Annotated in this window: 23 protein-coding genes and 1 tRNA gene; 12 read left to right on the plus strand and 12 right to left on the minus strand. The window is 60.9% G+C overall.

Translation table 11 applies throughout. The features are described 5' to 3' along the window. Positions 1-4 precede the first annotated feature (4 nt). Positions 5-478 (plus strand): thioesterase family protein, encoded by a 474-nt coding sequence (locus tag HU750_RS24755; RefSeq protein WP_186682925.1) that lies wholly within the window; start codon positions 5-7, stop codon positions 476-478. Positions 479-546: 68 nt separating this feature from the next. Here HU750_RS24755 and HU750_RS24760 read toward each other — a convergent pair whose 3' ends face one another. After that, positions 547-2,187 (minus strand): reprolysin-like metallopeptidase, encoded by a 1,641-nt coding sequence (locus HU750_RS24760; protein ID WP_186682927.1) that lies wholly within the window; start codon positions 2,185-2,187, stop codon positions 547-549. 198 nt (positions 2,188-2,385) lie between these two features. Then, positions 2,386-4,284 carry a M12 family metallo-peptidase gene (locus HU750_RS24765; RefSeq protein WP_186682929.1) on the minus strand — a complete coding sequence of 633 codons (1,899 nt, stop codon included), beginning with the start codon at positions 4,282-4,284 and terminating at the stop codon, positions 2,386-2,388. Positions 4,285-4,641: 357 nt separating this feature from the next. Between HU750_RS24765 and HU750_RS24770 the strand changes: the two genes are divergently transcribed. After that, the gene (locus tag HU750_RS24770; protein WP_186682945.1) at positions 4,642-4,899 is read left to right on the plus strand and encodes a hypothetical protein; all 258 of its coding nucleotides are present in this window, start codon (positions 4,642-4,644) and stop codon (positions 4,897-4,899) included. Positions 4,900-5,020: 121 nt separating this feature from the next. Here HU750_RS24770 and gbdR read toward each other — a convergent pair whose 3' ends face one another. After that, positions 5,021-6,127, minus strand: coding sequence for a choline metabolism transcriptional regulator GbdR (gene gbdR, locus HU750_RS24775; RefSeq protein ID WP_027594279.1), 1,107 nt, complete (start codon positions 6,125-6,127; stop codon positions 5,021-5,023). Positions 6,128-6,522: 395 nt separating this feature from the next. Next, positions 6,523-7,899: an L-serine ammonia-lyase gene (locus HU750_RS24780; protein WP_186682931.1), complete on the minus strand. Its 1,377-nt coding sequence runs from the start codon at positions 7,897-7,899 to the stop codon at positions 6,523-6,525. Positions 7,900-8,352: 453 nt separating this feature from the next. On the opposite strand from HU750_RS24780, the gene HU750_RS24785 reads away from it, so the two are divergent. The 3 genes from HU750_RS24785 to choV all read left to right on the plus strand — a co-directional run bounded on the left by HU750_RS24785 (position 8,353) and on the right by choV (position 11,405). After that, positions 8,353-9,300 (plus strand): choline ABC transporter substrate-binding protein, encoded by a 948-nt coding sequence (locus HU750_RS24785; RefSeq protein WP_186682933.1) that lies wholly within the window; start codon positions 8,353-8,355, stop codon positions 9,298-9,300. Between the two features lie 81 nt (positions 9,301-9,381). Next, positions 9,382-10,230, plus strand: coding sequence for a choline ABC transporter permease subunit (gene choW / locus HU750_RS24790; RefSeq protein WP_172960399.1), 849 nt, complete (start codon positions 9,382-9,384; stop codon positions 10,228-10,230). Further along, positions 10,227-11,405, plus strand: coding sequence for a choline ABC transporter ATP-binding protein (choV, locus tag HU750_RS24795; RefSeq protein WP_027594275.1), 1,179 nt, complete (start codon positions 10,227-10,229; stop codon positions 11,403-11,405). The genes choW and choV overlap by 4 nt, the downstream gene beginning before the upstream one ends. A 103-nt stretch (positions 11,406-11,508) precedes the next feature. Here the strand turns inward: choV and hisF are convergent, their stop codons facing one another. The 6 genes from hisF to HU750_RS24825 all read right to left on the minus strand — a co-directional run bounded on the left by hisF (position 11,509) and on the right by HU750_RS24825 (position 16,451). Continuing rightward, positions 11,509-12,279, minus strand: a complete 771-nt coding sequence (gene hisF, locus HU750_RS24800; RefSeq protein WP_027594274.1) for an imidazole glycerol phosphate synthase subunit HisF — start codon at positions 12,277-12,279, stop codon at positions 11,509-11,511. A gap of 10 nt (positions 12,280-12,289) precedes the next feature. Then, the gene (gene hisA, locus HU750_RS24805) at positions 12,290-13,027 is read right to left on the minus strand and encodes a 1-(5-phosphoribosyl)-5-[(5-phosphoribosylamino)methylideneamino]imidazole-4-carboxamide isomerase (RefSeq protein ID WP_016484508.1); all 738 of its coding nucleotides are present in this window, start codon (positions 13,025-13,027) and stop codon (positions 12,290-12,292) included. A gap of 27 nt (positions 13,028-13,054) precedes the next feature. Beyond that, positions 13,055-13,315 (minus strand): DUF2164 domain-containing protein, encoded by a 261-nt coding sequence (locus tag HU750_RS24810; protein WP_027594272.1) that lies wholly within the window; start codon positions 13,313-13,315, stop codon positions 13,055-13,057. After that, complete coding sequence (gene hisH / locus HU750_RS24815) at positions 13,316-13,954, minus strand: imidazole glycerol phosphate synthase subunit HisH (RefSeq protein ID WP_027594271.1); 639 nt, start codon at positions 13,952-13,954, stop codon at positions 13,316-13,318. After that, on the minus strand, positions 13,955-14,548 hold the full coding sequence (hisB, locus tag HU750_RS24820) for an imidazoleglycerol-phosphate dehydratase HisB (RefSeq protein ID WP_027594270.1): 594 nt from the start codon (positions 14,546-14,548) through the stop codon (positions 13,955-13,957). Positions 14,549-14,789: 241 nt separating this feature from the next. Then, positions 14,790-16,451: an OFA family MFS transporter gene (locus HU750_RS24825; RefSeq protein WP_027594269.1), complete on the minus strand. Its 1,662-nt coding sequence runs from the start codon at positions 16,449-16,451 to the stop codon at positions 14,790-14,792. A gap of 407 nt (positions 16,452-16,858) precedes the next feature. Here HU750_RS24825 and HU750_RS24830 point away from each other — a divergent pair, with 407 nt between their 5' ends. From HU750_RS24830 to HU750_RS24845, 4 genes are all read left to right on the plus strand, one after another. Beyond that, a complete protein-coding gene (locus HU750_RS24830; RefSeq protein ID WP_186682935.1) occupies positions 16,859-19,108 on the plus strand; it encodes an AsmA family protein in 2,250 nt (749 codons plus the stop codon). Beyond that, complete coding sequence (gene mutY / locus HU750_RS24835) at positions 19,105-20,172, plus strand: A/G-specific adenine glycosylase (RefSeq protein ID WP_085273847.1); 1,068 nt, start codon at positions 19,105-19,107, stop codon at positions 20,170-20,172. The genes HU750_RS24830 and mutY overlap by 4 nt, the downstream gene beginning before the upstream one ends. Continuing rightward, the gene (locus tag HU750_RS24840; protein WP_027594266.1) at positions 20,169-20,441 is read left to right on the plus strand and encodes an oxidative damage protection protein; all 273 of its coding nucleotides are present in this window, start codon (positions 20,169-20,171) and stop codon (positions 20,439-20,441) included. The genes mutY and HU750_RS24840 overlap by 4 nt, the downstream gene beginning before the upstream one ends. A gap of 90 nt (positions 20,442-20,531) precedes the next feature. Next, a tRNA-Phe gene (locus tag HU750_RS24845) sits at positions 20,532-20,607 on the plus strand. 162 nt (positions 20,608-20,769) lie between these two features. Here HU750_RS24845 and HU750_RS24850 read toward each other — a convergent pair. Then, entirely contained in the window at positions 20,770-20,976 is a 207-nt protein-coding gene (locus tag HU750_RS24850; RefSeq protein ID WP_085273848.1) for a hypothetical protein, read from the minus strand. A gap of 351 nt (positions 20,977-21,327) precedes the next feature. Here HU750_RS24850 and ppk2 point away from each other — a divergent pair, with 351 nt between their 5' ends. Further along, positions 21,328-22,179 carry a polyphosphate kinase 2 gene (gene ppk2 / locus HU750_RS24855; RefSeq protein ID WP_238348940.1) on the plus strand — a complete coding sequence of 284 codons (852 nt, stop codon included), beginning with the start codon at positions 21,328-21,330 and terminating at the stop codon, positions 22,177-22,179. A gap of 117 nt (positions 22,180-22,296) precedes the next feature. Continuing rightward, entirely contained in the window at positions 22,297-22,740 is a 444-nt protein-coding gene (locus HU750_RS24860; protein WP_027594262.1) for a hypothetical protein, read from the plus strand. Between the two features lie 206 nt (positions 22,741-22,946). Here HU750_RS24860 and gabP read toward each other — a convergent pair whose 3' ends face one another. Then, positions 22,947-24,332, minus strand: a complete 1,386-nt coding sequence (gabP, locus tag HU750_RS24865) for a GABA permease (protein ID WP_027594261.1) — start codon at positions 24,330-24,332, stop codon at positions 22,947-22,949. A 617-nt stretch (positions 24,333-24,949) separates the two neighbouring features. Here gabP and HU750_RS24870 point away from each other — a divergent pair. Continuing rightward, on the plus strand, positions 24,950-25,723 hold the full coding sequence (locus HU750_RS24870) for an ABC transporter ATP-binding protein (protein ID WP_027594260.1): 774 nt from the start codon (positions 24,950-24,952) through the stop codon (positions 25,721-25,723). Positions 25,724-25,726 lie beyond the last annotated feature (3 nt).

Raw genomic sequence — 25,726 nt, forward strand, 5'->3', positions numbered from 1 at the left:
TCCAATGCCCGCACTGATCACCTACCGCACCCCGGTCCAGGAGGACTGGGTGGATTACAACGGGCACCTGCGCGATGCCTATTACCTGCTGATTTTCAGCTATGCCACCGATGCATTGATGGAGCGTATCGGCCTGGATGCCGACAGCCGCGGGCAAAGTGGGCATTCCCTGTTCACCTTGGAGGCGCACATCAACTACCTGCATGAAGTGAAGCTGGGTACCGAAGTGTGGGTGCAGACGCAGATCATCGGTTTTGATCACAAGCGCTTGCATGTTTATCACAGCTTGCACAGGGAAAATGTTGAGGGGCCTTTGGCAGCCAGTGAACAGATGTTATTGCACGTCTGCTTGAAAGCGTCGAAGGCATCTCCATTCGGTGATGTGACCACCGAGTGCATACAACGCCTAACGAAGCTCCAATACGGCATTCCACCACCCGCCTACGTCGGCCGCATCATTGGCCTGTTGCCACGGTAATGCAGGTGGGGCGAAGTCCAAACCAGGTACCGCAGCCCCACCTGTTCCCTAATATACATTTTAGACGGTCAGGGTATAGTTTCCCATCGAGCATCATCTCTGTCATAACAATAGCTGAATTTAGGGCTGGCGCTTCTTCCATTACCTTCCATGCAGTTGGAGATACCCAAGGCTGAAAACTTAATCACCCCCCCCGCAAAACTAAAGTTTGAACGCAGACCTGAGCATGCACCCATGCCTGCCGCCTCACCATTTGCCGTCCATTGAAGGCATGATAAAACATCGCCTTGCTGGACGCGAATGGTCGTCAGCGCATTGTTGTTCCAGTACCAAAAATCACCTTCACTGATATTTCCGCAATCCGCAAAAGTCAGCGCACCCCTTGATGTGACCGTCAAGCAGGCTGGAAGCCCTAATTTGGCGCGTTCGACACTCCTGATTCTCTTACCCGTAAAAGGAGGGTAGAAATTCTCAACCGTTTCTCTGCGTTCATTCATCGCTCTAGCAACATCATGGTTCGCTACCGTACCCAGAGCTTGCCCTTGATAACTCAAGCGTGGATTGGAGAAGAACAATTGCCGAGGGCAGGCCGGGCTGCACTCGCCAGCCATCTGCGTGCGGAACCTGAGGGAGCCCGACGCAGGTTTATACTGATATCCATGCGTGTAGGCATTACTCACACCGTCCCAGCTATGGGTCATACCAAAGTTATGACCGATCTCGTGCGACAATGAAGGGATGCAATAGATTGCCGTAAAACCTAAATGTTTTTCTGGGCCAGGTTTACCGCCACCACACTGCTCGTTATTGGTCACTAACATCGAGACGAGATCAGCACGCACCCGATCCCGCACAACTTTCACCTCCGGCATCCGGTACGTCAGATCATTGAGAAGCGTGACAAAATCTTTGCCGGTCTCATCGTGATTAGCGTCCATAAAACCGGCTAACTCATACGTTATAGCGACCTGGCTATTTTTTGTGATCTGATTGGCATCCTGCAATCCAAGGGTCAGCGCGGCGCGGTAGTTTGGATTCTTAGCACGGGCCTGATTGGTAGTGACAAACAGCAACCTGATCGTACTGTGTGCTGATTTCGGCGGTAGGTTGGTCTTGACTGTCGATACTTCACTTGCATGCCCCTGTGGAGGTTGACTGTCTTCAGGCGGCAACTTCGAACCGTCAATCTTTATTAACGCATGCTGTCTGCCTCCGAGGTATTCCAGTTGATAGCGCTGGCCATCCACGATCAAGTTACCGACCAACTGGGTGCCGTGGCGCACGATCGACAGGTAATAGCGAGGGTCGAAATCGATCTCAGCAGGTGAAGGGTGATTCAGCTTCCACGCCGAACGTCTATAACCCACCCAGCCTTCGTAACCACCGGCCATTGAATTAAAGTCGCGCAGGTTGAATTGGGCTGTTTTACCATCGGGCAATGTCACTGCCAAATGTTGAGTGCTGTTGTTGATCAGCTCCGCACTGGCGTCAACCAGCGTAATTTCGTCGTTAGCTGGGTTCGCCAACAGAGTAGCCAGATACCCCGTGGCTGTTTTCTGAAGCGTACTGCGATCTGGGGTGGGTTCAAGCGTGAACAGTTGCGTAACCGCGCTTGAAGTTCCGCTCTCTCGCGGTGTCGATGACGAGCAAGCCGCGAGCAACGCGCACCCGGCTATGACGAGCCATGCCCTATAGGCAAATATTTTCATGATTCCGCCCCTCTGGAAGTCCATCGCCTATAGCAGAGCAGGTGTCACGCAGGCTCGTCACCTGGCAGAAATGTCAGGTAACCGCATACAAAACAGCGAATGACGGGCAATAAATGCCCCCGGAACGCCGGTAGCCAATGAACAACAACCCCAGGGGCTTACGCCGCCGGGGTCAGATGTTCGGTCACGGTAGCGGTGTTACTCCACGCCCTTCGAAATCCGATAAGCATTACTGTTCATGTAGCCGCTTCGGGTAGCCGCCAGGCCTTTGGGTAAATTCAGGTTGCTGGTGTCATAGTTTCGAATGCTGAAATCGCCCTGATACTGGCCGCTGTAACAGTGCATTCTCTTGGCGTCTGCGTTGGTGAAACATACCTGGCTGCCATCGAAACCCAGCACCTGGGCAGAACGGGACCTGCCAACAGTGGAGGGGCATTGGCCTTCGGTGTTCAGGGTCACCGTTTTCCCCTCCCCTATTGCAACCGTGCATAGCGGGCTCTTGAAGTCCTCTTGCGCATAAAGCCGAACGAAGGTGTCACCGGCTTTCTCGTAAGTGACTTGGGTCACCGACCCATTCATCGGCCAGCCTTTTACGCTGCGCTTCAGCTCGCCCGGCCAAGCCGAATCGAGGTCAAAGTTATTGATTTCGAAATCACCTGTATAAGCCCCCGTAAAGCAGCGGTTCCTGGAGTCATCCGTATTACGCAAGCACACCGTGTTGCCGGCCTGGAAATTTTCGATTTTAGCGGAGCGGGAGGTGGTCAGTGACCGACAAAGGCTGTCTTTCAGGGGTGTAACGCTTCCCTTCTGGAGGTACATTTCGCAACGCTTGCCCTGGAATCGAGATTGCTCGAACAAGGTAATCTTGGCGGCGTTCGCTGGAGAGGGATAAAAATTCTCTACGATGCTACGTCGCTCATTCAATGCGCGTGCAACGTCATTGTCCTTGACGGTCCCCATGGGAACGCCAGCGTAGCTCAGGCGCGGATTGGAGAAGTATGCAATGCGCGGGCAAGAGCGGCCTGTGCATTCATAAGACATTTGCGTACGGAAGGGTAAGAGGCCCTGATTCCAGCGGTAGCCATGTATGTATGACGGTGTCCTTGCGCCACCCGAGTTGTGCACCATACCGAAGTTGTGGCCAATTTCATGAGCCAGCGAAGACAAGCACGTCACCGCAGTAAACCCAGCGGCTTTCGAGGGCCCAAACTTTCCGCCGCCACACAGGGCGTTATTAACCACGATCATGGAGACCAGGTCCGCCAGCATCCCGTCCCGGGCCTGCGCCACGTCTTTCATGTAGTAGGTTACATCGTTGAGCAACTTCGAATATTCCTTGCCCGACTCATCGTAATTGGCATCGTAGATGCCGGCCAACTCAAAGGTGATGTTGACCTTGCTGTTCTTCATGGTCTGATTCACGTCTTGCAACGCTTGATTCAAGGTCAGTCGGGGGTTGGGGTACTTGGCCCTCGATTGTTGGGTGGTAACGAACATCAGGCGGATGGTGCTGTGCTCAGAGGTGGCTTGGGGCTGAACACTCGCCACTTGCGCTGCTACCGCCTTAGCCTCTGGGAGGGCATCCAGGGGCGCAAGCTTGGCTTCATCGATCGTGACAAGGGCATGTTGACCCGGGCTCACATACTCCAAACGGTAACGCTGCCCGTCGACCATGATCTCCCCTACCAGCTGATCGCCTTGGCGCACAATCGACAGGTAGTACAGCGGGTCAAACTTGAGCTCCGAGGCAGATTTCGATTTCACAGCCGACGGTTTGTAACCCACCCAACCTTCCAGCCCCTCGGGCAGGGCACTGTAAGTTTCCAGGTTAAAAGTCGCCGTCTTGCCGTCTGGCAGGGTGATTGCCAATGTGCTTGTATCGTTGCTGATGAGCGCCGGCTTCACATCGACCAGCACGACGTCTTTGTTAGCAGGGTCGCCTAGCAAGGTCCGCATATAACCCGCAGGCTTCGTTTGCAGGGCACTGTGGCGCTGCTCGAACGAGAAGAGTTGGGGAGAGGGCGATGAGGCATAGCAGAGCGAGGAGAACAACAGCCCCGCCCCCATTAGGCAGGTTTTGGACAGCATCTGTTTCATGGTTCAGTTCCTGTGGCATAGAGGAACTGAATTAATCAGCTGACGCCGCGACCGCCTACTCGTAGAGTCGCTAGGGAAACGGCAGCTAGGGAGAAAAAAATAACCCCGGAAAGCCGTGAGCATCCGGGGCCAAGAGCGAGCAACATCCACTGTGCACGAGCGAGGGTGACCAAACCCTCCGTTGCGGTAGATGGCTTGAGTGTGCGCACTTCAGGGGCGGGTGATTTAGCCGTAAACGACCTGTTCTTAGCCAAAGCAGCCATTGCGACATTCTGCCCTTGCGGGCCTGTCGCGGTGGACACAGAATCGGTCGTAAATCACAGCAGCACTCGCTTAGCGATAAAAGGGACAACAGCCATGATGCATGCGGATTTGATTGACCAGGACGACCTCGCCGGCCACCTGCGCGCGCGCGGTTTCGACATCCCCGCCGGGGCCAGCGCCGAGCAGGCCTGCGAGGCGGTGGTGCGTGGGCTGACCGAGCCCAATGCAAAGGCGCTGAAGGGCATGGTCGAGCAGATGTATACCGGCAGCGCGACCATATTGCCGGCGGTGCGACAGGCGATCGACAAACAGCTTTTGCCTGCGCTGGCACAGTTCAGCAAGCGCGCCTGACCGATTATTCCTGCACCGGCCTCTTCGCGGGCAAGCCCGCTCCCACAGGTATCGCGCTGCTTTCGAATTCAGTGCTGTACGTGTGGGAGCGGGCTTGCCCCGCGAAGAGGCCGGCTCTGTTTCAGAGCCTTACGCTGGCGAACGTCGACTCGTTGCGTGCCTGGCTCAGGGCCGCCATCGGCCCGCTGTGCGGCGACAGGGTCATGGCCTGCGGGATCGGCATCATCGCCACCTGCTGGGCAGTGTTGGAGCCCACACGCTCATCACGCGGCGGAATGCCGAAATACTCGCGGTAGCACTTGGAGAAGTGCGGGGTAGAGACGAAGCCGCACACCGAGGCCACTTCGATGATCGACATCGGCGTCTGCTTCAGCAACTGCCGCGCGCGGATCAGGCGCAGCTTCAGGTAATAGCGCGACGGCGAGCAGTGCAGGTACTTCTGGAACAAGCGCTCGAGCTGGCGTCGCGAGACCGACACATACACCGCCAGTTCGTCGAGGTCGATCGGCTCTTCCAGGTTGGCCTCCATCAGCGCGACGATTTCCTGCAGCTTCGGCTGGTTGGTGCCAAGCATGTGCTTGAGCGGCACGCGCTGGTGGTCTTGCTCGTTGCGAATGCGCTCGTAGACGAACATCTCGGAGATCGCCGCCGACAATTCACGGCCGTGATCGCGGCTGATCAAGTGCAGCATCATGTCCAGCGGTGCGGTGCCACCGGAGCTGGTGAAGCGGTTGCGGTCGAGGGTGAACAGGCGGGTGCTCATGTTCACCCGTGGGTAGGCCTCCTGCATGGCGGCCAGGCATTCCCAGTGCACGCTGCAATCGAAGCCGTCGAGCAGCCCGGCACAGGCCAGTGCCCAGCTGCCGGTACACACCGCGCCCAGGCGCCGCGACTGGCGCGCCTGCGCCTGCAGCCAGGTCACGTGTTCACGGGTAACGGTGCGCTGAATGCCGACACCACCGCAGACAATCACGGTGTCGATCGGCGGCGCATTGTGCATGGCCGCGTCGGGGGTGATCTGCAGGCCATCACTGGCCCAGACCTGGCCGCCATCGACGGTCAGGGTGTGCCAGCGGTACAGCTCGCGGCCGGAAAGCTGGTTGGCCATGCGCAGCGGCTCGACCGCCGACGCCAGGGAAATCAGGGTGAAGTTGTCCAGTAGAAGAAACCCGATGGACTGGGGAGCTGTGCGGTTCTGGGTTGGATTCCCGGAGGTGTACGACGTCATCGCGATTTCTCCTCACACAAATGCAGGGTGTGCCTCAGGCGGGCACTGATTTTTTTGTTATGGCCCCTTCTTCGTAGGTAGGGGCTTGTTGCCAATCTCAACGCAAACGCCGTGCCTGAAATTGAACGGCTATCCGAAAAAACCTGAAAACGACGCCTTAACTCGGCAAATCAGGGCCTTCGGTGCGAGCTGACCGAACTTCTGGAACCGCCGTGCTAGGCGCGCTCCTTGTAACTGCTGAGCACTTTGGTGACACGTGCCTGGTGGGTTGCCCAGAAACGACACTCTTAAGTGTCACCGACAATGCCCACACTCATCGCGACATCTGACGGCCGGTCATGCACAAACGCCCCATAGTGGGGCGTCGTGGTAACAAGCAGCGCGTGATTAGCGCATCAGCATTCGATGGCGCTGACCGCCAAGCCGCCGCGCGAGGTCTCTTTGTACTTGTCGTGCATGTCGGCGCCGGTGTCACGCATGGTGCGGATCACCTGGTCGAGGGAAATGAAGTGTTCGCCGTCGCCGCGCAGGGCCATCTGCACCGCGTTGATCGCCTTCACTGCGGCAATCGCGTTGCGCTCGATGCACGGCACCTGCACCAGGCCACCGACCGGGTCGCAGGTCAGGCCAAGGTTGTGTTCCAAAGCGATTTCGGCAGCGTTTTCCAGTTGTGGCGGTGTCGCCCCCAACACTTGCGCAAGGCCTGCCGCCGCCATGGCACAGGCCGAACCGACCTCGCCCTGGCAGCCGACTTCGGCGCCGGAAATCGAAGCGTTCTTCTTGCACAGGATGCCGACCGCTGCCGCCCCGAGGAAGAAGTCGGTCACGTTCGACTCATCCACCACATCACTGAAGCGCATGTAGTAATGCAGCACCGCCGGGATGATGCCCGCAGCGCCGTTGGTGGGCGCGGTCACCATGCGCCCGCCGGCGGCGTTTTCTTCGTTGACCGCCAGGGCGAACAGGTTGACCCACTCCATGGCGCTCATGGTCGAGCCGATCACGTTGGGCTTGCCGATCTCTTGCAAGCTGCGGTGCAGCTTGGCGGCGCGGCGCCGTACGTTGAGGCCGCCGGGCAGCGTGCCTTCGTATTTCAGGCCGTTGGTGACGCACTCCTGCATGGCTTGCCAGAGCTTCTGCAGGCCGGCGTGGATCTCTTCCTCGCTGCGCCAGACCTTCTCGTTGGCCATCATCAATTGCGACACGCTGAGGTCGTTTTGCTTGCACAGTTGCAGCAGTTCGGCGGCACTGTTGAAGTCGTAGGGCAATACGGTCTGGTCGGCGTCCAGCACACCGCTGGCGGCCTGCGCGGCATCGACTACAAAGCCACCGCCCACCGAGTAGTAGGTGTCGCGGTGCAGCTCGCCTTGCGCGCCTTCGGCGATCAAGGTCATGGCGTTGGGGTGGTACGGCAGGTTCTCGTCCAGCAACAGCATGTCGCGGGCCCAGACAAACTCGATGGGCAGGCGGCCGGCCAGCAGCAGGGTGTTGGTTTCGCGCAGGTCGGCGATGCGAGGGACGATCTGGGTGGGGTCGATGGCGTCCGGCCACTCGCCCATCAGGCCCATGAGGGTGGCGTTGTCGGTGCCGTGGCCGATGCCGGTGGCCGAGAGCGAACCATACAGCCGCACCTCGACCCGTTTTACCTGCTCCAGTTCGCCGCGCTCGCGCAGCCCCTGCACAAACAGAGCGCCAGCCCGCATGGGGCCAACGGTGTGGGAGCTGGAGGGCCCGACACCAATCTTGAACAGGTCGAACACGCTGATGGCCATTGTCGAATCACCTCTTGCTGGGCTTGTCTCTGCGCGCCATGCGCAGGGCGGGGCAACTGCTAGGCTGAAGCTGCGAGCCGCCATGAATGCACGCATCATCGGCCTTTTGCCTACCCCTTCGCCGTCTGCAACCGACGTAGTTTTGTCCACCTGCGCCGTGCTGTTTTTACCTGAGGTACGGCCGTCTTCACGCCGTTTTCCAGCGGCCTGGTGACGCAAAAACGCGGCCGAGGGGGTGGAAAAATCCATATGCGACATCGCCAGTACTGGATACGACCCGTTCCGTACTGGATACGACCCCACCAGTAGGCGATTGCCCGGCGCTGGAGGATTATCAAAAGCGACTCGTATAGCACGGCCACGCAACCTGCCCTCTGCAGGCCTGGTCGACCGGACCTTCAGAACGCCCGGCGACCCACGCGAACCCGAAGACAAAATCACAGGAGTCCATCCATGAAAGGTTCACCCTCGCTGTTGTTGGTTGCGTTGTTGTCCACCCCGCTGCTGGCCCAGGCCGCCGAGCCTGAGCAGTGCCAGACGGTACGTTTCTCCGATGTCGGCTGGACCGACATCACGGTGACGACAGCCACCACAAGCGTTGTGCTCGAAGCCCTGGGTTACAAGACCCACACCACCATGATCTCGGTACCGGTGACCTATAAGTCGCTGGCCACCGGCAAGGACCTGGACGTGTTTCTCGGCAACTGGATGCCGACCATGGAGAACGACATCAAGCAGTACCGCGATGCCGGCACCGTCGAGACCGTGCGCGCCAACCTGGAAAACGCCAAGTACACCTTGGCCGTGCCCCAGGCGCTGTATGACAAGGGCCTGAAGGATTTCAGCGACATTCCCAAGTTCAAGAAAGAACTGGACGGCAAGATCTACGGCATCGAGCCGGGTAACGACGGCAACCGTACCATCCAGAGCATGATCGACAAGAACGCCTTCGGCCTGAAGGACGCCGGCTTCAAGATCGTGCAGTCGAGCGAGGCCGGCATGCTGTCGCAGGTCGACCGGGCGCAAAAACGCGGCGAGTCGGTGGTGTTCCTAGGCTGGGAACCGCACCCGATGAACACCCGCTTCAAGATGCAGTACCTCACCGGCGGGGATGATTTTTTCGGCCCCGAATTCGGCAAGGCAACCGTATTGACCAACACCCGCAAGGGTTACGTGCAGGAATGCAGCAACGTTGGCCAACTGCTCAAGAACCTGTCGTTCGAGCTCAAGGATGAAAGCACCATGATGGGCTATGTCCTGGACGACAAGATGAAACCCGAAGCAGCCGCCAAAAAGTGGCTTAAAGACAACCCCGGCAAGCTGGATACCTGGCTGGCGGGCGTTACCACCGTTGATGGCAAACCCGGCCTTGAGGCGGCCAAGGCCAAGCTGGCGCAATAACGCACCACGCAATAGCGCTACCTCGGGGCGGGACCGTGCCCGCCCCGGACTGATTTCAATCTTTGCAGGTGGAAGCTCGCTATCATGCTTATCGATCAGAAAATACCCCTGGGGCAGTACATCGCGTCGTTCGTCGAATGGCTGACCCAGAACGGCGCGAATTATTTCGACGCCATCGCGCAAGGCCTGGAGTTCATGATCCATGGCGTCACCAGTACCCTGACCTGGTTCAACCCGTTCGTCCTCATCGCCCTGTTCGCCGCCCTGGCGCACGTTATCCAGCGCAAGTGGGGGCTGACGGCGTTCGTTGCGCTGTCGTTCCTGCTTATCTTCAACCTGGGTTACTGGCAGGAAACCATGGAAACCCTGGCGCAGGTGACCTTCGCCACCGTGGTCTGCGTGGCCATTGGCGTGCCGCTGGGCATCGTCGCCGCGCATAAACCGATGTTCTATACCGCCATGCGCCCGGTACTCGACCTGATGCAGACGGTACCCACCTTCGTTTACCTGATCCCGACCCTGACCCTGTTCGGCCTGGGCGTGGTCCCGGGGCTGATCTCGACGGTGGTGTTCGCCATCGCCGCGCCGATCCGCCTCACCTACCTGGGCATTTGCGATGTGCCACAAGAGCTGCTCGACGCCGGCAAGGCCTTTGGCTGCTCGCGCCGTCAGCTGCTGACCCGCATCGAACTGCCCCACGCGATGCCGAGCATCGCGGCCGGTGTCACCCAATGCATCATGCTGTCGCTGTCGATGGTAGTCATCGCGGCCCTGGTGGGCGCCGACGGCCTTGGCAAACCTGTGGTCAACGCACTGAACACCGCCGATATCTCCCTGGGCTTCGAAGCGGGCCTGGCGATCGTGCTGCTGGCGATCATGCTCGACCGTATCTGCAAGCAACCGGAAGTCACGGTAAGGGGTGAAGCATGAGCATCATTCGGTTCGAAGACGTCGACGTCATCTTCTCCAACAAACCGCGCGAGGCGCTGTCGCTGCTCGACCAGGGCAAAACCCGCGAGCAGATCCTCAAGCAGACCGGCCTGGTGGTGGGTGTCGAAAAAGCCAACCTGGATATCGAGAAAGGCGAAATTTGCGTGCTCATGGGCCTGTCCGGCTCGGGCAAGTCGAGCCTGCTGCGCTGCATCAACGGCCTGAACACGGTCAGCCGCGGCAAGCTGTTCGTCGAGCATGAAGGCAAGCACATCGACATCGCCCACTGCACCCCGGCCGAGCTGAAGATGATGCGCACCAAGCGCATCGCCATGGTGTTCCAGAAGTTCGCCCTGATGCCCTGGCTGACGGTGCGCGAGAACATCAGCTTTGGCCTGGAAATGCAGGGCCGCCCAGAGAAAGAGCGGCGCAAGCTGGTGGATGAGAAGCTTGAACTGGTTGGCCTGACCCAGTGGCGCAACAAGAAGCCCGACGAGCTGTCCGGGGGTATGCAGCAGCGGGTGGGCCTGGCCCGGGCGCTGGCGATGGATGCCGACATTCTGCTGATGGACGAACCGTTCTCGGCACTCGACCCGCTGATCCGCCAGGGCCTGCAGGACGAACTGCTGGAGCTGCAGCGCAAGCTGAGCAAGACCATCGTGTTCGTCAGCCACGACTTGGACGAAGCGTTGAAGCTGGGCAGCCGCATTGCAATCATGAAGGACGGCCGGATCATCCAGTACAGCAAGCCCGAAGAGATCGTACTGAACCCGGCGGACGACTATGTGCGCACCTTCGTTGCCCACACCAACCCGCTGAACGTGCTGTGCGGCCGCAGCCTGATGCGCAGCCTGGACAACTGCAAACGGGTCAATGGGTCGGTGTGCCTGGACCCGGGTATCGACTCATGGCTGGACATTGGCGAAGGCGGCTCGCTCAAGCGCGCACGCCAAGGCCAGAACGGCCTGGATATGCAGAATTGGGCGCCAGGGCAGAATGTTGAGTTGCTGGAGCGCAGGCCGACGGTGGTGCACGCCGATATCGGTATGCGTGAGGCGCTGCAGATTCGTTATCAGACGGGCAACAAGCTGGTGCTGCAGGATAACGACAAGGTGGTAGGGATTCTTGGGGATACCGAGCTTTACCACGCGTTGCTGGGCAAGAACCACGGGTGATGCCATTGGGGCCGCGTTGCGGCCCATTCGCAGCACAAGGCTGCTCCTACAGGGCCGGCGTACGCTATAGCGAATGGGCTGCAAAGCAGCCCCAATCAATGGCTCAGCGAACGACAATCCCGCGCGAAGCCATGTAGGCCTTGGCTTCCGGAACGGTGTACTCGCCAAAGTGGAAGATACTGGCCGCCAACACCGCGCTGGCATGCCCTTCCAGAATCCCGTCCGCCAGGTGCTGCAGGTTACCCACCCCACCCGACGCAATCACCGGAATCCCCAGCGCATCGCTGATGGCCCGGGTAACGCCCAGGTCAAAGCCGTTCTTCATGCCGTCCTGGTCCATGCTGGTCAGCAGGATCTCACCGGCACCCAGGCCTTCCATCTTCTTCGCCCACTCCACCGCATCCAACCCGGTCGGCTTGCGCCCGCCATGGGTGAAAATCTCCCAGCGCGGCGTTTCACCCGGCGCGGAGACCTTCTTGGCATCGATGGCAACGACGATGCACTGCGAACCGAAACGGTCCGCCGCCTCGCCCACGAACTCTGGGTTGAACACCGCAGCCGTGTTGATCGAGACCTTGTCGGCACCGGCATTGAGCAGGTTGCGGATGTCCTGCACGGTGCGCACGCCACCGCCCACAGTCAGCGGGATGAACACTTGGCTGGCCATGCGCTCGACGGTATGCAGCGTGGTGTCGCGGCCATCGACGCTGGCGGTGATGTCGAGGAAGGTGATTTCGTCGGCACCCTGCTCGTTGTAGCGACGGGCAATTTCTACCGGGTCGCCGGCATCACGGATGTTCTCGAACTTGACGCCCTTGACCACCCGGCCGTTGTCCACGTCCAGGCAAGGGATGATGCGCTTGGCCAGTGCCATGGTTCAGTCCTCAGCCTTGGTAGTTGTCGCAGAAGGCCTGGGCCTCGGCGACATCGAGGGTGCCTTCGTAGATGGCACGGCCAGTGATGGCGCCGATGATGCCGGGGGCCTTGGCGTCCAGCAGGGCCTTGATATCACCCAGGTTGTGGATGCCACCCGATGCAATCACCGGAATGCGCGTGGCTTCGGCCAGGGCTTTGGTGAAGGGCACGTTGCAGCCCTGCATCATGCCGTCTTTGGCGATATCGGTGTAGACGATCGCCGAGACGCCATCGGCCTCGAAACGCTTGGCCAGGTCGATGACCTGAACAGTGCTGACTTCAGCCCAGCCGTCGGTGGCGACGAAGCCGTCCTTGGCGTCCAGGCCAACGATGACCTTGCCCGGGAAGGCCTTGCAGGCCTCCGCGACGAACTCCGGCTGCTTAACCGCCTTGGTGCCGATGATGACGTAGCTGACGCCCGCCTTGACGTAGTGCTCGATGGTTTCCAGCGAGCGAATGCCGCCGCCGATCTGGATCGGCAGGGTCGGGTAACGCTTGGCGATGGCGGTGACCACTTCGCCGTTGACCGGCTGGCCTTCGAAGGCGCCGTTGAGGTCGACCAGGTGCAGGCGGCGGCAGCCACCCTCGACCCATTTGGCGGCCATGCTCACCGGGTCATCGGAAAATACCGTGGAGTCTTCCATGCGGCCCTGGCGCAGGCGCACGCAAGCACCGTCCTTCAGATCGATAGCGGGGATAATCAGCATCTTGGGAACCTGTCTATTTGTTGGGTTTCAGGGCTTCTCGAGTGCCCACAGGTCGCTCTCGATGCTCTCGAACCGCTCCTTGAGGTGCAGCTGAACATCGGCAATCGCCCTGTTGTAGTAATGGGGTGCAATCTCTTTGCTGAACAGGTCGAGGACCTCGGCCACTTCAAACGACCCCAGCTGCAACTCGAAACGGTCTTCGAGAAAACGCTTGAGCGTATCGAGCGCCTCGCGCTCCTGCTCGGGGGCCAGGGTGATGATCGGGGCCTTGGTCTTCGATCGGCTCATTTACCAGCGCCCGTCCCAGGCGACGAAGTTCTGCAGCAACTGCAGGCCATGGGTGTGGCTCTTCTCTGGGTGGAACTGCACGGCAAAGCGCGAGCCGTCGGCCAGCGCGGCGGCGAAGTCGACGCCATAGTGGCCGCGACCAACCACCTGGCTCGGCTTGCCGGCATTGATGTAGTAGCTGTGCACGAAATAGAAACGTGCGCGGTCAGGGATGTCGTGCCATAGGGGATGGTGGTTGGCCTGGCTGACTTCGTTCCAGCCCATGTGCGGCACCTTCAGGTGCTCGCCATCCTCTTGCAGGCCCTTGCCGAAAAACTTCACCTGGCCTGGGAACAGGCCGATGCAGTCGACGCCGTTGTTCTCTTCACTGTGTTCGAGCAGCGCTTGCATGCCGACACAGATGCCGAGGAACGGGCGGTCCTGGCTGACTTCACGCACCAGGCTGTCGAAGCCCAGGCGACGGATTTCGGCCATGCAGTCGCGAATCGCGCCCACGCCTGGGAACACCACGCGGTCAGCCTCGCGGATCACCGCGGCGTCGCTGGTGACCAGTACCTTGCCGGCGCCGACATGCTCGAGCGCCTTGGCCACCGAGTGCAGGTTGCCCATGCCATAGTCGATTACGGCTACCGTCTGCATTTACAGGCATCCCTTGGTGGAAGGCATCTGCCCAGCCATGCGCTCGTCCAGGGTAATGGCCATGCGCAGCGCGCGGCCGAACGCCTTGAACACGGTTTCGATCTGGTGGTGGGTGTTGTGGCCACGCAGGTTGTCGATGTGCAGGCTCACCAGGGCGTGGTTGACGAAGCCCTGGAAGAACTCCTGGAACAGGTCGACATCGAAGCCACCGACCGTGGCGCGGGTGTACGGCACGTGCATCTGCAGGCCTGGGCGGCCAGAGAAGTCGATGACCACGCGCGACAGCGCTTCGTCCAGCGGCACATAGGCATGGCCGTAGCGGAAGATGCCTTTTTTATCGCCGATCGCCTGGGCGAATGCCTGGCCCAGGGTGATACCGACGTCTTCGACGGTATGGTGATCGTCGATGTGCAGGTCACCCTTGCACTCGATGTCCAGATCGATCAGCCCATGTCGGGCGATCTGGTCGAGCATGTGTTCAAGGAAAGGCACACCGATATCAAATCGGGCCTTGCCGCTGCCATCTAGGTTGATCGAGCACTTGACCTGGGTTTCCAGGGTATTGCGCTCGACGGAAGCCTTACGTTCGACCATCACCAGCTCCGCAAAATCATTGGGCGAAAAGGGCTCCATTATAGGCCCAGATCGCGCCAGCTTGAAACGCGGATGACATATGGCAAAGCAAGCAATGACGGGGGGTGGATGCCGTTACAGGTCTATACAAGCTGTGAATCTGGGGCTGCTTTGCAGCCCTTTCGCCGGCTCTTGCACCCAACCACGCCCTTGTAGGAGCGGCCTTGCGCCGCGAAAGGGGCGCACAGCGCCCCCCTTACCTTCAATGGAACAGTACAGCCGTCTTCTGCAACGTAATCCACACCCCCCAAGCCAGCGGCACAACCACCGCAGCCCAGGCGATCAGCACTAACGGCAAGCTGCCCGGCGCGGCATGCCACTCCAGCGACCGCGCGCCATCGGCACCCTTGTCATGGCTCAGCGCACGCTCGGCGGCCAGTTGCTGGTCGCTCATGAAGTGCTTGTCGGCCACCGGGCGAATCAGCATGTTGCAGATAAAGCCCAGCACCAGCAGGCCCGCGAGGATATACAGGGTCATGTCATACGCCGCCGCGCGCTCAACGCCCGCCGCCAGCTGAGACTCGCGCAGGTAGGTGATCAGCACCGGTCCCAGCACGCCCGCCGCCGCCCAGGCCGTCAGCAGGCGCCCATGAATCGCACCGACCATCTGCGTGCCGAACAGGTCGGCCAGGTACGCCGGCACTGTGGCAAAGCCGCCACCGTACATCGACAGGATGATGCAGAACGCCGCCACGAACAGCGCCACGTTGCCCAGGTGACCCATGTTCGGCACCAGGCTGTAGAGGCCGACGCCCAAGGCGAAGAAGGCAAAGTAGGTGTTCTTGCGGCCAATGTAGTCAGAGAACGACGCCCAGAAGAAGCGCCCGCCAATGTTGAACAGGCTCAGCAAGCCGGTGAAGCCCGCTGCGATGGCGGCAATTTGCGCCAGCTGGGTGGCGTTCAGTTCGCTGAAGCTCAGCTCGTTGCCCAGCAACTTACCGGCGAACACTTCCTGCAACAGCGGCGACGCCATGCCCAGAATACCGATGCCGGCCGAGACGTTCAGGCACAGCACCAGCCACACCAGGGCGAACTGTGGGGTTTTCCAGGCCACGCTGACGTGCACATGGCGGTCGGTGACCATGCCATTGCCGGCCTTTTTCGCCGGGGCGGTCCAGCCCTCAGGCTTCCAGCCGGTCGGTGGCACGCGGTAACCCAGGGCGCCGGCCGTCATGAACACGAAGTAGATCGCCGCCATCACCACGAAGCTCTGCCATACCCCGACGTCTTCTGCGCTGCCAAAGTGGCCCATCAGCGCGGTCGCCAGGGGGGCGCCGACCATCGCGCCACCGCCAAAACCCATGATCGCCATGCCGGTAGCCATGCCGCGTTTGTCCGGGAACCACTTGATCAGCGTCGAGACCGGCGAAATGTAGCCCAGGCCCAGGCCAATGCCGCCGATCACACCAGAGCCCAGCCACATCAGCCACAGCTGATGGGTCTTTACCCCAATCGCCGAGATCAGCATGCCGCCGCACCAGCACAGCGCCGACACCAGCCCGGCCTTGCGCGGCCCAGCGTGTTCCAGCCAGCCGCCAAGCACCGCGGCCGAGCAGCCGAGGAACACGAAGAACAAGGTGTAGATCCAGCTCAGCATCGAAATCGGCCAGTCGCACTCGGCGCTGAACAGGCGGGCGATGAACCCCATGTCCGCCGAGCAGGCCACCGGCGCGGTGATGCCGATGGCTTGCGACAAGGGCAGCCAGAACACCGAGAAGCCGTAGGCCATGCCGATACACAGGTGGATAGCCAAGGCGGCCGGTGGCACCAGCCAACGGTTGAAGCCCGGACGGGCGATGATGCGCTCCTTCGACAAGAAGCTCGGCGCACCGGCCAAGGTGCCCGCCGTGACGTTACTGCTCATGGGTTTGATCCTTTTTGTATGGCCTTTACTGGGCGACGCACCGCGACAATGGGTCGCGGGCACACCGAAAGCGGCGCAAGGTTACCAGCACCCGGTGGGATGAAAGCAATCTGATATCGTGGATTTTTCCGTAGCTGAAACGGTATTTCGGTTCGCCTGTACCGGCCTCTTCGCGGGGCAAGCCCGCTCCCACATGATCGGATGAACCCTGGGGGAGCGGGCTTGCCCCGCGAAGAGGCCGGTACAGGCAACACAAACGGAACTGCCAGAACTGCGGCTGTCGAAAGCCGCAACATCTGATCCATTCGTAGGGAAATGCCCTGTATCTCTTGCCGGATACGCAGGGATAAGCACTGCGGCGCTATACTCTGCCGCTGAAATTCAAATCGGACTACAAGGACTCGCCCATGAAAGCGTTCGGCAAAATCCTGGGACTGGGGCTTCTCGGGTTGCTGCTGATCATCGTGGCGCTGGGCTTCGCCCTGACCCACCTCTTTGATCCCAACGACTACAAAGACGAGATTCGCCAGCTGGCGCGCGACAAGGCTCATGTCGAGCTGACCCTCAACGGTGACATCGGCTGGAGCCTGTTCCCGTGGTTGGGCCTGGAGCTGCATGACGCGAGCATCGCGACCTTGAGCAAACCCAGCGAGCCATTCGCCGACCTGAAGATGCTCGGCCTGTCGGTACGCGTGCTGCCGCTGCTGCGCCGCGAAGTGCAGATGAGCGATGTGCGCGTCGAAGGCCTGAACCTGACCCTGGCCCGCGACGAAAATGGCCATGGCAACTGGGAAGACATCGGCAAGCCATTGCCCGCCCCTAACGGCGCCCCAACCGATACACCGGCCCAGGCACCTGCCGAACAGGCCCCAGCGCAAGCCGACAGCGGCAGCGAGCGTGCGGTCAAACTCGACATCGACAGCCTGACCGTGAACAACGCCCGCGTGCAGTACACCGATGCCAAAAACGGCCAGAGCTACAGCGCCGAAAGCATCCAGCTGAGCACCGGCCCGGTCCACGAGGGCGCGAACATTGCGCTTAAGGCGAGTGCCTTCCTCAGTGCCACCCAACCGAGCATCAAGGCCCGCACCGAGCTTGCCGGCGAACTGCGCTTTGACCGCAAGCTCAAGCGCTACAACTTCGAAGACATGCGCCTGTCGGGCGAAACCTCGGGCGAGCCGTTTGCCGGCAAGACCGTGACCTTCGCCGCGCAAGGCCAACTGCTGGTCGACCTGGCAGCCAATGTCGCCTCGTGGAACGGCCTGAAAATTTCGGCCAACCAGCTGCGTGCACTGGGTGAACTGAACCTGCGCGACCTGGACAAGGCACCGCAACTCAGCGGCGGCCTGTCGATCGCCCAGTTCGACCTGCGCACCTTCCTCGACGGCATCGGCCGCCCGCTGCCCGCCACGAACGACCCGGCCGCGTTCACCAAGCTGGAACTGGTCACCCGCCTGCAAGGCACGTCGAACAGCCTGGCCCTGGCAGACCTGGCCGTGAAGCTGGACGACAGCACCTTCACCGGCCGCGTGGCTGTCGAAGATATCGCCAAACAGGCCCTGCGCCTGCAACTGAAGGCCGACACCTTCGACGCCGACCGCTACCTGCCCGCCAAGAGCGAACAAGCCAAAGGCGCCACGGCCGCCCGCCAGGCGGAGGTCAAGCAACAGGAGGCCAGCGCCGTAGCCGGTGCCAGCAGCTCCCCGCTGCCCAACGCCCCGACCCAGGTCGCCTGGAGCGACGACAAGCTGCTGCCGGTAGACCGCCTGCGCGCCCTCGACCTGCAGGCCGACCTGACGTTCGGCGCACTGACCCTGGACAAACTGCCCATTCAGGATGCCCAGCTCAAGGCCACTGGCCAAGGCGGCCTGGTGACCCTGCAGACCCTGCGCGGCGGCCTCTACAATGGCAGCTTCGAGGCCAAGGGCACCGTCGATGTGCGCCCTGCCGTGCCGCAGCTTGGCGTCAATACCAAGATCAACCGGGTACCGGTGGAACACTTCATCAAGGCCGAGGGCAAAGAGCAAACGCCACCGGTCAAGGGCCTGTTGACCCTGACCAGCGACCTGACCGCGACCGGCAACAGCCAGAAGGCATTGGTCGACACCCTCAATGGCAGCGCCAACTTCACCATCAACGATGGCGTGCTGGTCAATGCCAACCTTGAACAGCAACTGTGCCAGGCCATCGCCACCCTGAACCGTAAAACGCTCAGCGGCGAACCGCGCGGCAAGGACACGCCCTTCGAGGAACTGCGTGGCAGCCTGGTGGTGCGCAATGGCGTGGCCAGCAACCCAGACCTCAAGGCCCGCATCCCAGGCCTGACCGTCAACGGCCACGGCGACCTCGACCTGCGCGTGTTGGGCATGGACTACAACGTCGGCGTGGTCGTCGAAGGCGACCAACGCGCCATGCCGGACCCGGCCTGCCAGGTCAACGAGCGCTATGTCGGCGTTGAAGTGCCGCTGCGCTGCCGCGGCCCGCTGGAGCTTGGCGCCAAGGCCTGCCGCCTGGACCAGGACGGCCTGGGCAAGGTCGCCGCGAAACTGGCCGGCAACCGCCTGAAAGACAAGATTGATGAAAAACTCGACGAAAAACTCGGAGACAAAGTGAGCCCTGAACTCAAAGACGCGCTCAAGGGGCTGTTCAAACGATGAGCCCCGAGCAGTTCTCCAGCGCCGTGCTGGACTGGTATGACGCGCACGGCCGACACGACCTGCCCTGGCAACAGGGCATCAACCCGTACCGGGTGTGGGTGTCGGAAATCATGTTGCAGCAGACTCAGGTCAGCACCGTGCTCAATTACTTCGACCGCTTCATGCAGGCCCTGCCCACCGTGCAGGCCCTGGCCGAAGCGCCGGAGGACGAAGTGCTGCACCTGTGGACGGGCCTGGGCTATTACACCCGCGCGCGCAACCTGCAGAAGGCCGCGAAAATCGTCGTCGAGCAGCATGGCGGCGAGTTTCCGCGCAGTGTCGAGCAACTGACCGAACTGCCTGGCATTGGCCGCTCCACCGCCGGTGCCATCGCCAGCATCAGCATGGGCATCCGCGCGCCCATCCTGGACGGCAACGTCAAGCGCGTGCTGGCCCGCTTTACCGCCCAGGCCGGCTACCCCGGCGAGCCCAAGGTGGCTAACCAGCTGTGGGCCAGCGCAGAGCGCTACACCCCGCAAACCCGCGCCAACCACTACACCCAGGCGATGATGGACATGGGCGCCACGCTGTGTACCCGCAGCAAGCCCAGTTGCCTGATCTGCCCGCTGCAACGCGGCTGCGAAGCGCACCTGCACGGCGAAGAAACCCGCTACCCCGAGCCCAAGCCACGCAAGGCGCTGCCGCAACGCCGGACGCTGATGCCACTGCTGGCCAACCACGAAGGCGCGATCCTGCTGTACCGCCGACCGTCCAGCGGCCTGTGGGGTGGTTTGTGGAGCCTGCCGGAGCTTGAGCACATCGAGCAGCTCGACGACCTCGCCTACCAGCATGGCCTGCGCCTGGCAGAGAGCCGCGCACTAGACGGCCTGACCCACACCTTCAGCCACTTCCAGCTGGCGATCGAGCCCTGGCTGGTGAAGGTCGACCCGGTCGGCCAGCACGTGGCCGAGCCCGACTGGCTCTGGTATAACCTCGCCACCCCGCCGCGCCTGGGCCTCGCTGCCCCGGTCAAGAAGTTGCTCAAACGCGCGGCCGACGAACTGATTGCAGGAGATGCCCGATGACCCGCACCGTGATGTGCCGCAAGTACAAAGAAGAACTCCCAGGCCTGGAGCGCCCGCCCTACCCAGGTGCCAAGGGCCAGGACATCTTCGATCACATCTCGCAGAAGGCCTGGGCCGACTGGCAGAAGCACCAGACCATGCTGATCAACGAAAAGCGCCTGAACATGATGAATGCCGAGGACCGCAAATTCCTCCAGGCCGAGATGGACAAGTTTTTCGCTGGCGAAGAATACGCCCAGGCCGAAGGCTACGTTCCGCCTGCTGAATGACCCCAAAAAACGTAAGCGACGGAATTAATTTAAAATTTTTTCAAAAAGTCGTTGACGGACGGTCTGGAAATCTATTTAATTCACCTCGTCGCCCAGATAGCTCAGTCGGTAGAGCAGAGGATTGAAAATCCTCGTGTCGGCGGTTCGACTCCGTCTCTGGGCACCACCTTCAGCTTCTGGTGGTTGCAAAGTTACCCGAAGCGACAACAAGAAACCCGCCTAGTGCGGGTTTTTTGTTGCCTGCGATTTTTGCAGCAGCCACCTGCAACCCCGCCCAATAAAAAGGCCCCCTGAGCAATGCACAGAGGGCCTCGTCACAAATCAGCCATTACGCCTGGCTATCGAATTCCTCGGGGGTCATCTGCCCCCGATAGGAAATGCTCAGCAGCGCCCTGGCGTCATCAACGGATGCGACCGCCTTGGCCAACTCCGCCTCGGTGATCTTGTACTCATCCAGGGCCAGGGTAAGCCAATCGTTGTAACCGGTGCCGTCGTTGCTGACACAGCTCAACACCAGGTGAAAGTAGTGCTTCATGGGAACGTCTCCTGTTAGCCCCACCTAAGCGTGGGCAGATCAGGCTATTGCGCCCGCCCTTTGAGTATCAGGTGGAAACCACCCACCTGAGGCTGGGGCCGAGCCCACCTGTCCGGGTAAATTGACCCGCATCAATAAGCGCCAGGCCTGTCGCCCCTAGCATGGGAAAAGCACATCAGAACCGACAGGACCTCCATGAGCGACGACGCCACCCTGCTACTCACATCCACCTCGAACGCCACGCCGAACGCCACGCCAACCAGCCCCAACCGCCGCGCACGCCCCCGCAAGCCCGCCATCAAAGCCGTCGCCGACCCCGTCATCACCCAGGTCAGCCAGCAACCGGCAGCCATGGAAGTGGCCAGGGCGCCCAAGGGCAGTAACGAAGACAGCACGCGCGCACGCCTACCGGCCAGCTACCCGTACCGCACCCGCATGCACCGCCAGGAATACGAAAAGGCCAAGCACGCGCTGCAGATCGAACTGCTTAAAGTGCAGAGCTGGGCGAAGGAAACCGGCCAGCGTGTGGTGATCCTGTTCGAAGGGCGCGACGCGGCGGGCAAAGGGGGCACCATCAAGCGCTTCATGGAGCACTTGAACCCACGTGGCGCGCGGATTGTGGCGCTGGAAAAGCCTTCCGAGCAGGAGAAGGGCCGGTGGTATTTCCAGCGTTATATCCAGCACCTGCCCACGGCGGGCGAAATGGTCTTCTTCGACCGCTCCTGGTACAACCGCGCCGGGGTCGAGAAGGTGATGGATTTCTGCAGCCCGCTGCAGTACCTGGAGTTCATGCGCCAGGCACCCGACCTTGAACGTATGCTGTGCAACAGCGGCATCCTGCTGTTCAAGTACTGGTTCTCGGTGAACCGTGAAGAGCAGCTACGGCGGTTCATCTCACGCCGCGACGACCCGCTCAAGCACTGGAAGCTGTCGCCCATCGACATCAAGTCGCTGGACAAATGGGACGACTACACCGCCGCCAAAGAAGCGATGTTCTTCCATACCGACACCGCCGATGCACCCTGGACGGTGATCAAGTCCGATGACAAGAAACGCGCGCGCATCAACTGCATCCGGCACTTCTTGCACTCGCTGGATTACCCAGGCAAGGACCTGGCCGTAGCGCACGCCCCAGACCCGCTGCTGGTGGGGCGCGCATCACGCGACTTCGAAGAGGATGAAGCACCAGCGTCAAGCCACTGAACCGCCGAGACGGCCAGCCAGCGCCTAGCAGGTGTGTGCACACCTACAATGCTTGGGTTTCGTCTTTAACTGCGCTTCAATACGCGCACTTTTTCAGGCACACCCAAGGATTCACCCATGGCCACCACGACCAAGCAACAGAAACGCGCCAAGCGCGCCGCCAGCAAGGCCAAGCAAAACCGCATGGTGCGCAGTGGCCAGGCGGTCAAGGCCAGCGCCGGCGACAGCGCCAGCATCGAGCAAGTGTTCAACAAGGCCATGGAGTCGGACAGCTACAAGGAGCTATTCGACAAGATGAAGGCCGCACAGGAAACCAGCCTGGTCGCGATGATCTCGGTGTTCCTGGTCGACCCGCTGCTGGCCCTGGTGCTCAAGGGGCACAAGGAAGAGCACGCCACCGACTACATCGTGCTGGTGTTCAACGCCTACCGCACCTGGCTGGATGGCGCCGACGAAGACACCACCATGGCCTGGCTGGAAAGCGACGAGTTCCAGGAGGCTTACATCGCCGCCTCGGAAGTTGTGGCCAAGCAACAACAACAGCAGAAGCAGTTCGGCTAAATAAGCCATCACCGGCCCTAGGGTAGGAGCAGCCTTGTGCTGCGAAGAGGCCGGTGAATGCACCGCAACTATTGGCTGCTTTCACCGGCCTCTTCGCAGCACAAGGCTGCTCCTACAGCGGGACGCAGAATTCGCTAGCAGGCCGTAACATGCAAAAAGGCCGCGCCCTACACAGGGCGCGGCCTTTTCGTTCAAAGCAGCGCAGATCAGTTATCCAGCGCCACCCGCCCAGCCGCTTCGCGCTTGCGATGCACCAGCAGCCCGGCCGCCACCACACCAATGCTCAGCAAGGCAGTGGCGATGATCTCGGCGCGGTGATCTTCACGCAGCCCCATCACCACCAGCACAGCAACGATGAAGGCGATGGTCGCCCAGGTCAGGCCCGGGAACAGCCACATCTTGAAGTCGATCTTCTCGCCACGCGCTTCACGCTGGCTGCGCATGCGCAGTTGCGACACCGCGATCACCAGGTACACCAGCAGCGCAATGGCGCCGGAGCTGGCCAGCAAGAACTCGAACACCTGGGCCGGCGCCACATAGTTGGCGAACACGCACAGGAACGCTGCCGCAGTCGACATCAGCACCGCCACATGCGGCGTACCTGCCTTGGTGGTGCGTTGCGACATGGCCGGGGCATCGCCACGCTTGCCCAGGGAGAACAGCATGCGCGAGGAGGTGTACAGCGCCGAGTTCAGGCAGCTGGTGACGGCGACCAGCACGACGATGTCGACGATCAGTTTGGCATTCGGCACACCGATGCGGCTCAGCACCGTCTGGTAAGAGCCCAATTCAGCCAGGGCCGGATCGTTCCACGGCACCAGCGCCACGACCAGGAAGATCGACACCAGGTAGAACAGGCAGATACGCCAGATCACCGAATTGGTCGCGCGGCTGATCTGCTTGCCCGGGTCTTTGGACTCGGCAGCGGCGATGGTGACGATTTCGGTACCCATGAACGAGAACATGGTGGTCAGCATGGCTGCCAGCACTGCGCCCAGGCCATTGGGCATGAAGCCTTGGGTGTCGAACAGGTGGCTGACACCGCTTACCTGGCTGCCAGGCGCCAAGCCGAACATGGCCACGCAACCCACGACGATGAAGCCAATGATCGCCAGGACCTTGAGCAAGGCGAACCAGAACTCGAATTCGCCGTAGTTCTTCACACTGCACAGGTTGGTCAGGGTCAGCACCAGCGTGATGATCAAGGAGAAGGCCCACAGATCTACAGCAGGGAACCAGGCATGCAAAATGGCCGCAGCCGCGTTGGCCTCCAGCGGAATCACCAGCACCCAGAACCACCAGTACAGCCAGCCAATGGTGAAGCCGGCCCAGCGCCCGATGGCGCGGTCGGCATAGGTAGAGAAAGAACCGGTGTCAGGTGAAGCAATGGCCATCTCGCCAAGCATGCGCATGACCAGTACGACCAAGGTACCGGCGGCGGCGTAGGCCAGCAGTACGGCCGGGCCAGCGGCGGCGATGGCGTGGCCGGAGCCAACGAACAGACCGGCGCCAATCACGCCAGCGATGGACAGCATGGTGACATGCCGCGATTTGAGCCCCTGAGCGAGGTCATTGGAATTGTTACCGCTCATAAAACTACCTTTGTAAGGAGTGGACCACTCCGACTACGGGAACGAAGCGCGCCTGGGGTTAGTTAGGCGTCGCTGCAATCGGCGGTTTCCTACTGGCAATAAGTGAGCCATCGGCTGAATGCATTCGTCAGAAAAATCTGGCAACCGTAAAGGACGCGGCTTGCAGGGCTTTCGGCCATGCCTTGACCGAAAGGCCACCAAATCGCCGTGCAAGGTCCGGATTACTGAAATACCCACTTACAAATGCACCAAAGGTGCTCCCAGGTAACACCTATGCACCGCTGCAATGCAGAAAAGTACAACCGGCAGGTACAACCCTGCCTGGCAAGCGTCAGCAATGGCTTAGAGGGGGATTACCCGCGAATGGTCCAAAACCGCTTCCAAGCGCGGGCCAAAGCTGGCACCATCGCGCCTTTTTTCATCAAGGCTCTGGTGTTGGGCTAGACCTTCGCGGTCATCCTCGCGACGTTGCACTGCAGCGATGCGACAATCTGCCCCGACAGCGACCCGAGCCCCTAGCGACCCTGTTGGCCGCCATAATGCCGCTATGCTAGCTTGGCGCACGCCAGGAAGGCCGCCAACAGCTGGGAACGCACCCGAACACATGAGGACCGCACATGGCTCAGGCCACGCCCGCGCTGGAAATCCGCAATCTGCACAAACGCTACGGCGAGCAGGAAATTCTCAAGGGCATTTCGCTGACCGCACGCGACGGTGACGTGATCTCCATCCTGGGGTCGTCCGGTTCCGGCAAGTCCACCTTGCTGCGCTGCATCAACCTGCTCGAAAACCCGCACCAGGGCGAAATCCTGGTGGCCGGTGAATCACTCAAGCTCAAGGCCGCCAAAAACGGCGACCTGATCGCTGCCGACAACCGCCAGATCAACCGCCTGCGCAGCGAGATCGGCTTTGTCTTCCAGAACTTCAACCTGTGGCCGCACATGTCGATCCTCGACAACATCATCGAGGCACCGCGCCGCGTGCTCGGCCAAAGCAAGGCCGAAGCCATCGAAGCCGCAGAAGCCTTGCTGAACAAGGTCGGCATTTTCGACAAGCGCCACAGCTACCCCGCGCAACTTTCCGGTGGCCAGCAACAACGTGCCGCCATTGCCCGTACCCTGGCCATGAAGCCCAAGGTCATCCTGTTCGACGAGCCAACTTCGGCGCTCGATCCGGAAATGGTCCAGGAAGTGCTAAACGTTATCCGCGCATTGGCCGAAGAAGGCCGTACCATGCTGCTGGTCACGCACGAGATGAACTTTGCCCGCCATGTGTCCAGTGAAGTCGTCTTCCTGCACCAGGGCCTGGTTGAAGAGCAAGGATCGCCGCAGCAGGTCTTCGAGAACCCGACCTCGGCGCGTTGCAAGCAATTCATGTCCAGCCACCGCTAACGG

It is taken from the genome of Pseudomonas sp. SWRI50 (assembly GCF_014269095.1).
Lineage (GTDB): Bacteria > Pseudomonadota > Gammaproteobacteria > Pseudomonadales > Pseudomonadaceae > Aquipseudomonas > Aquipseudomonas kermanshahensis.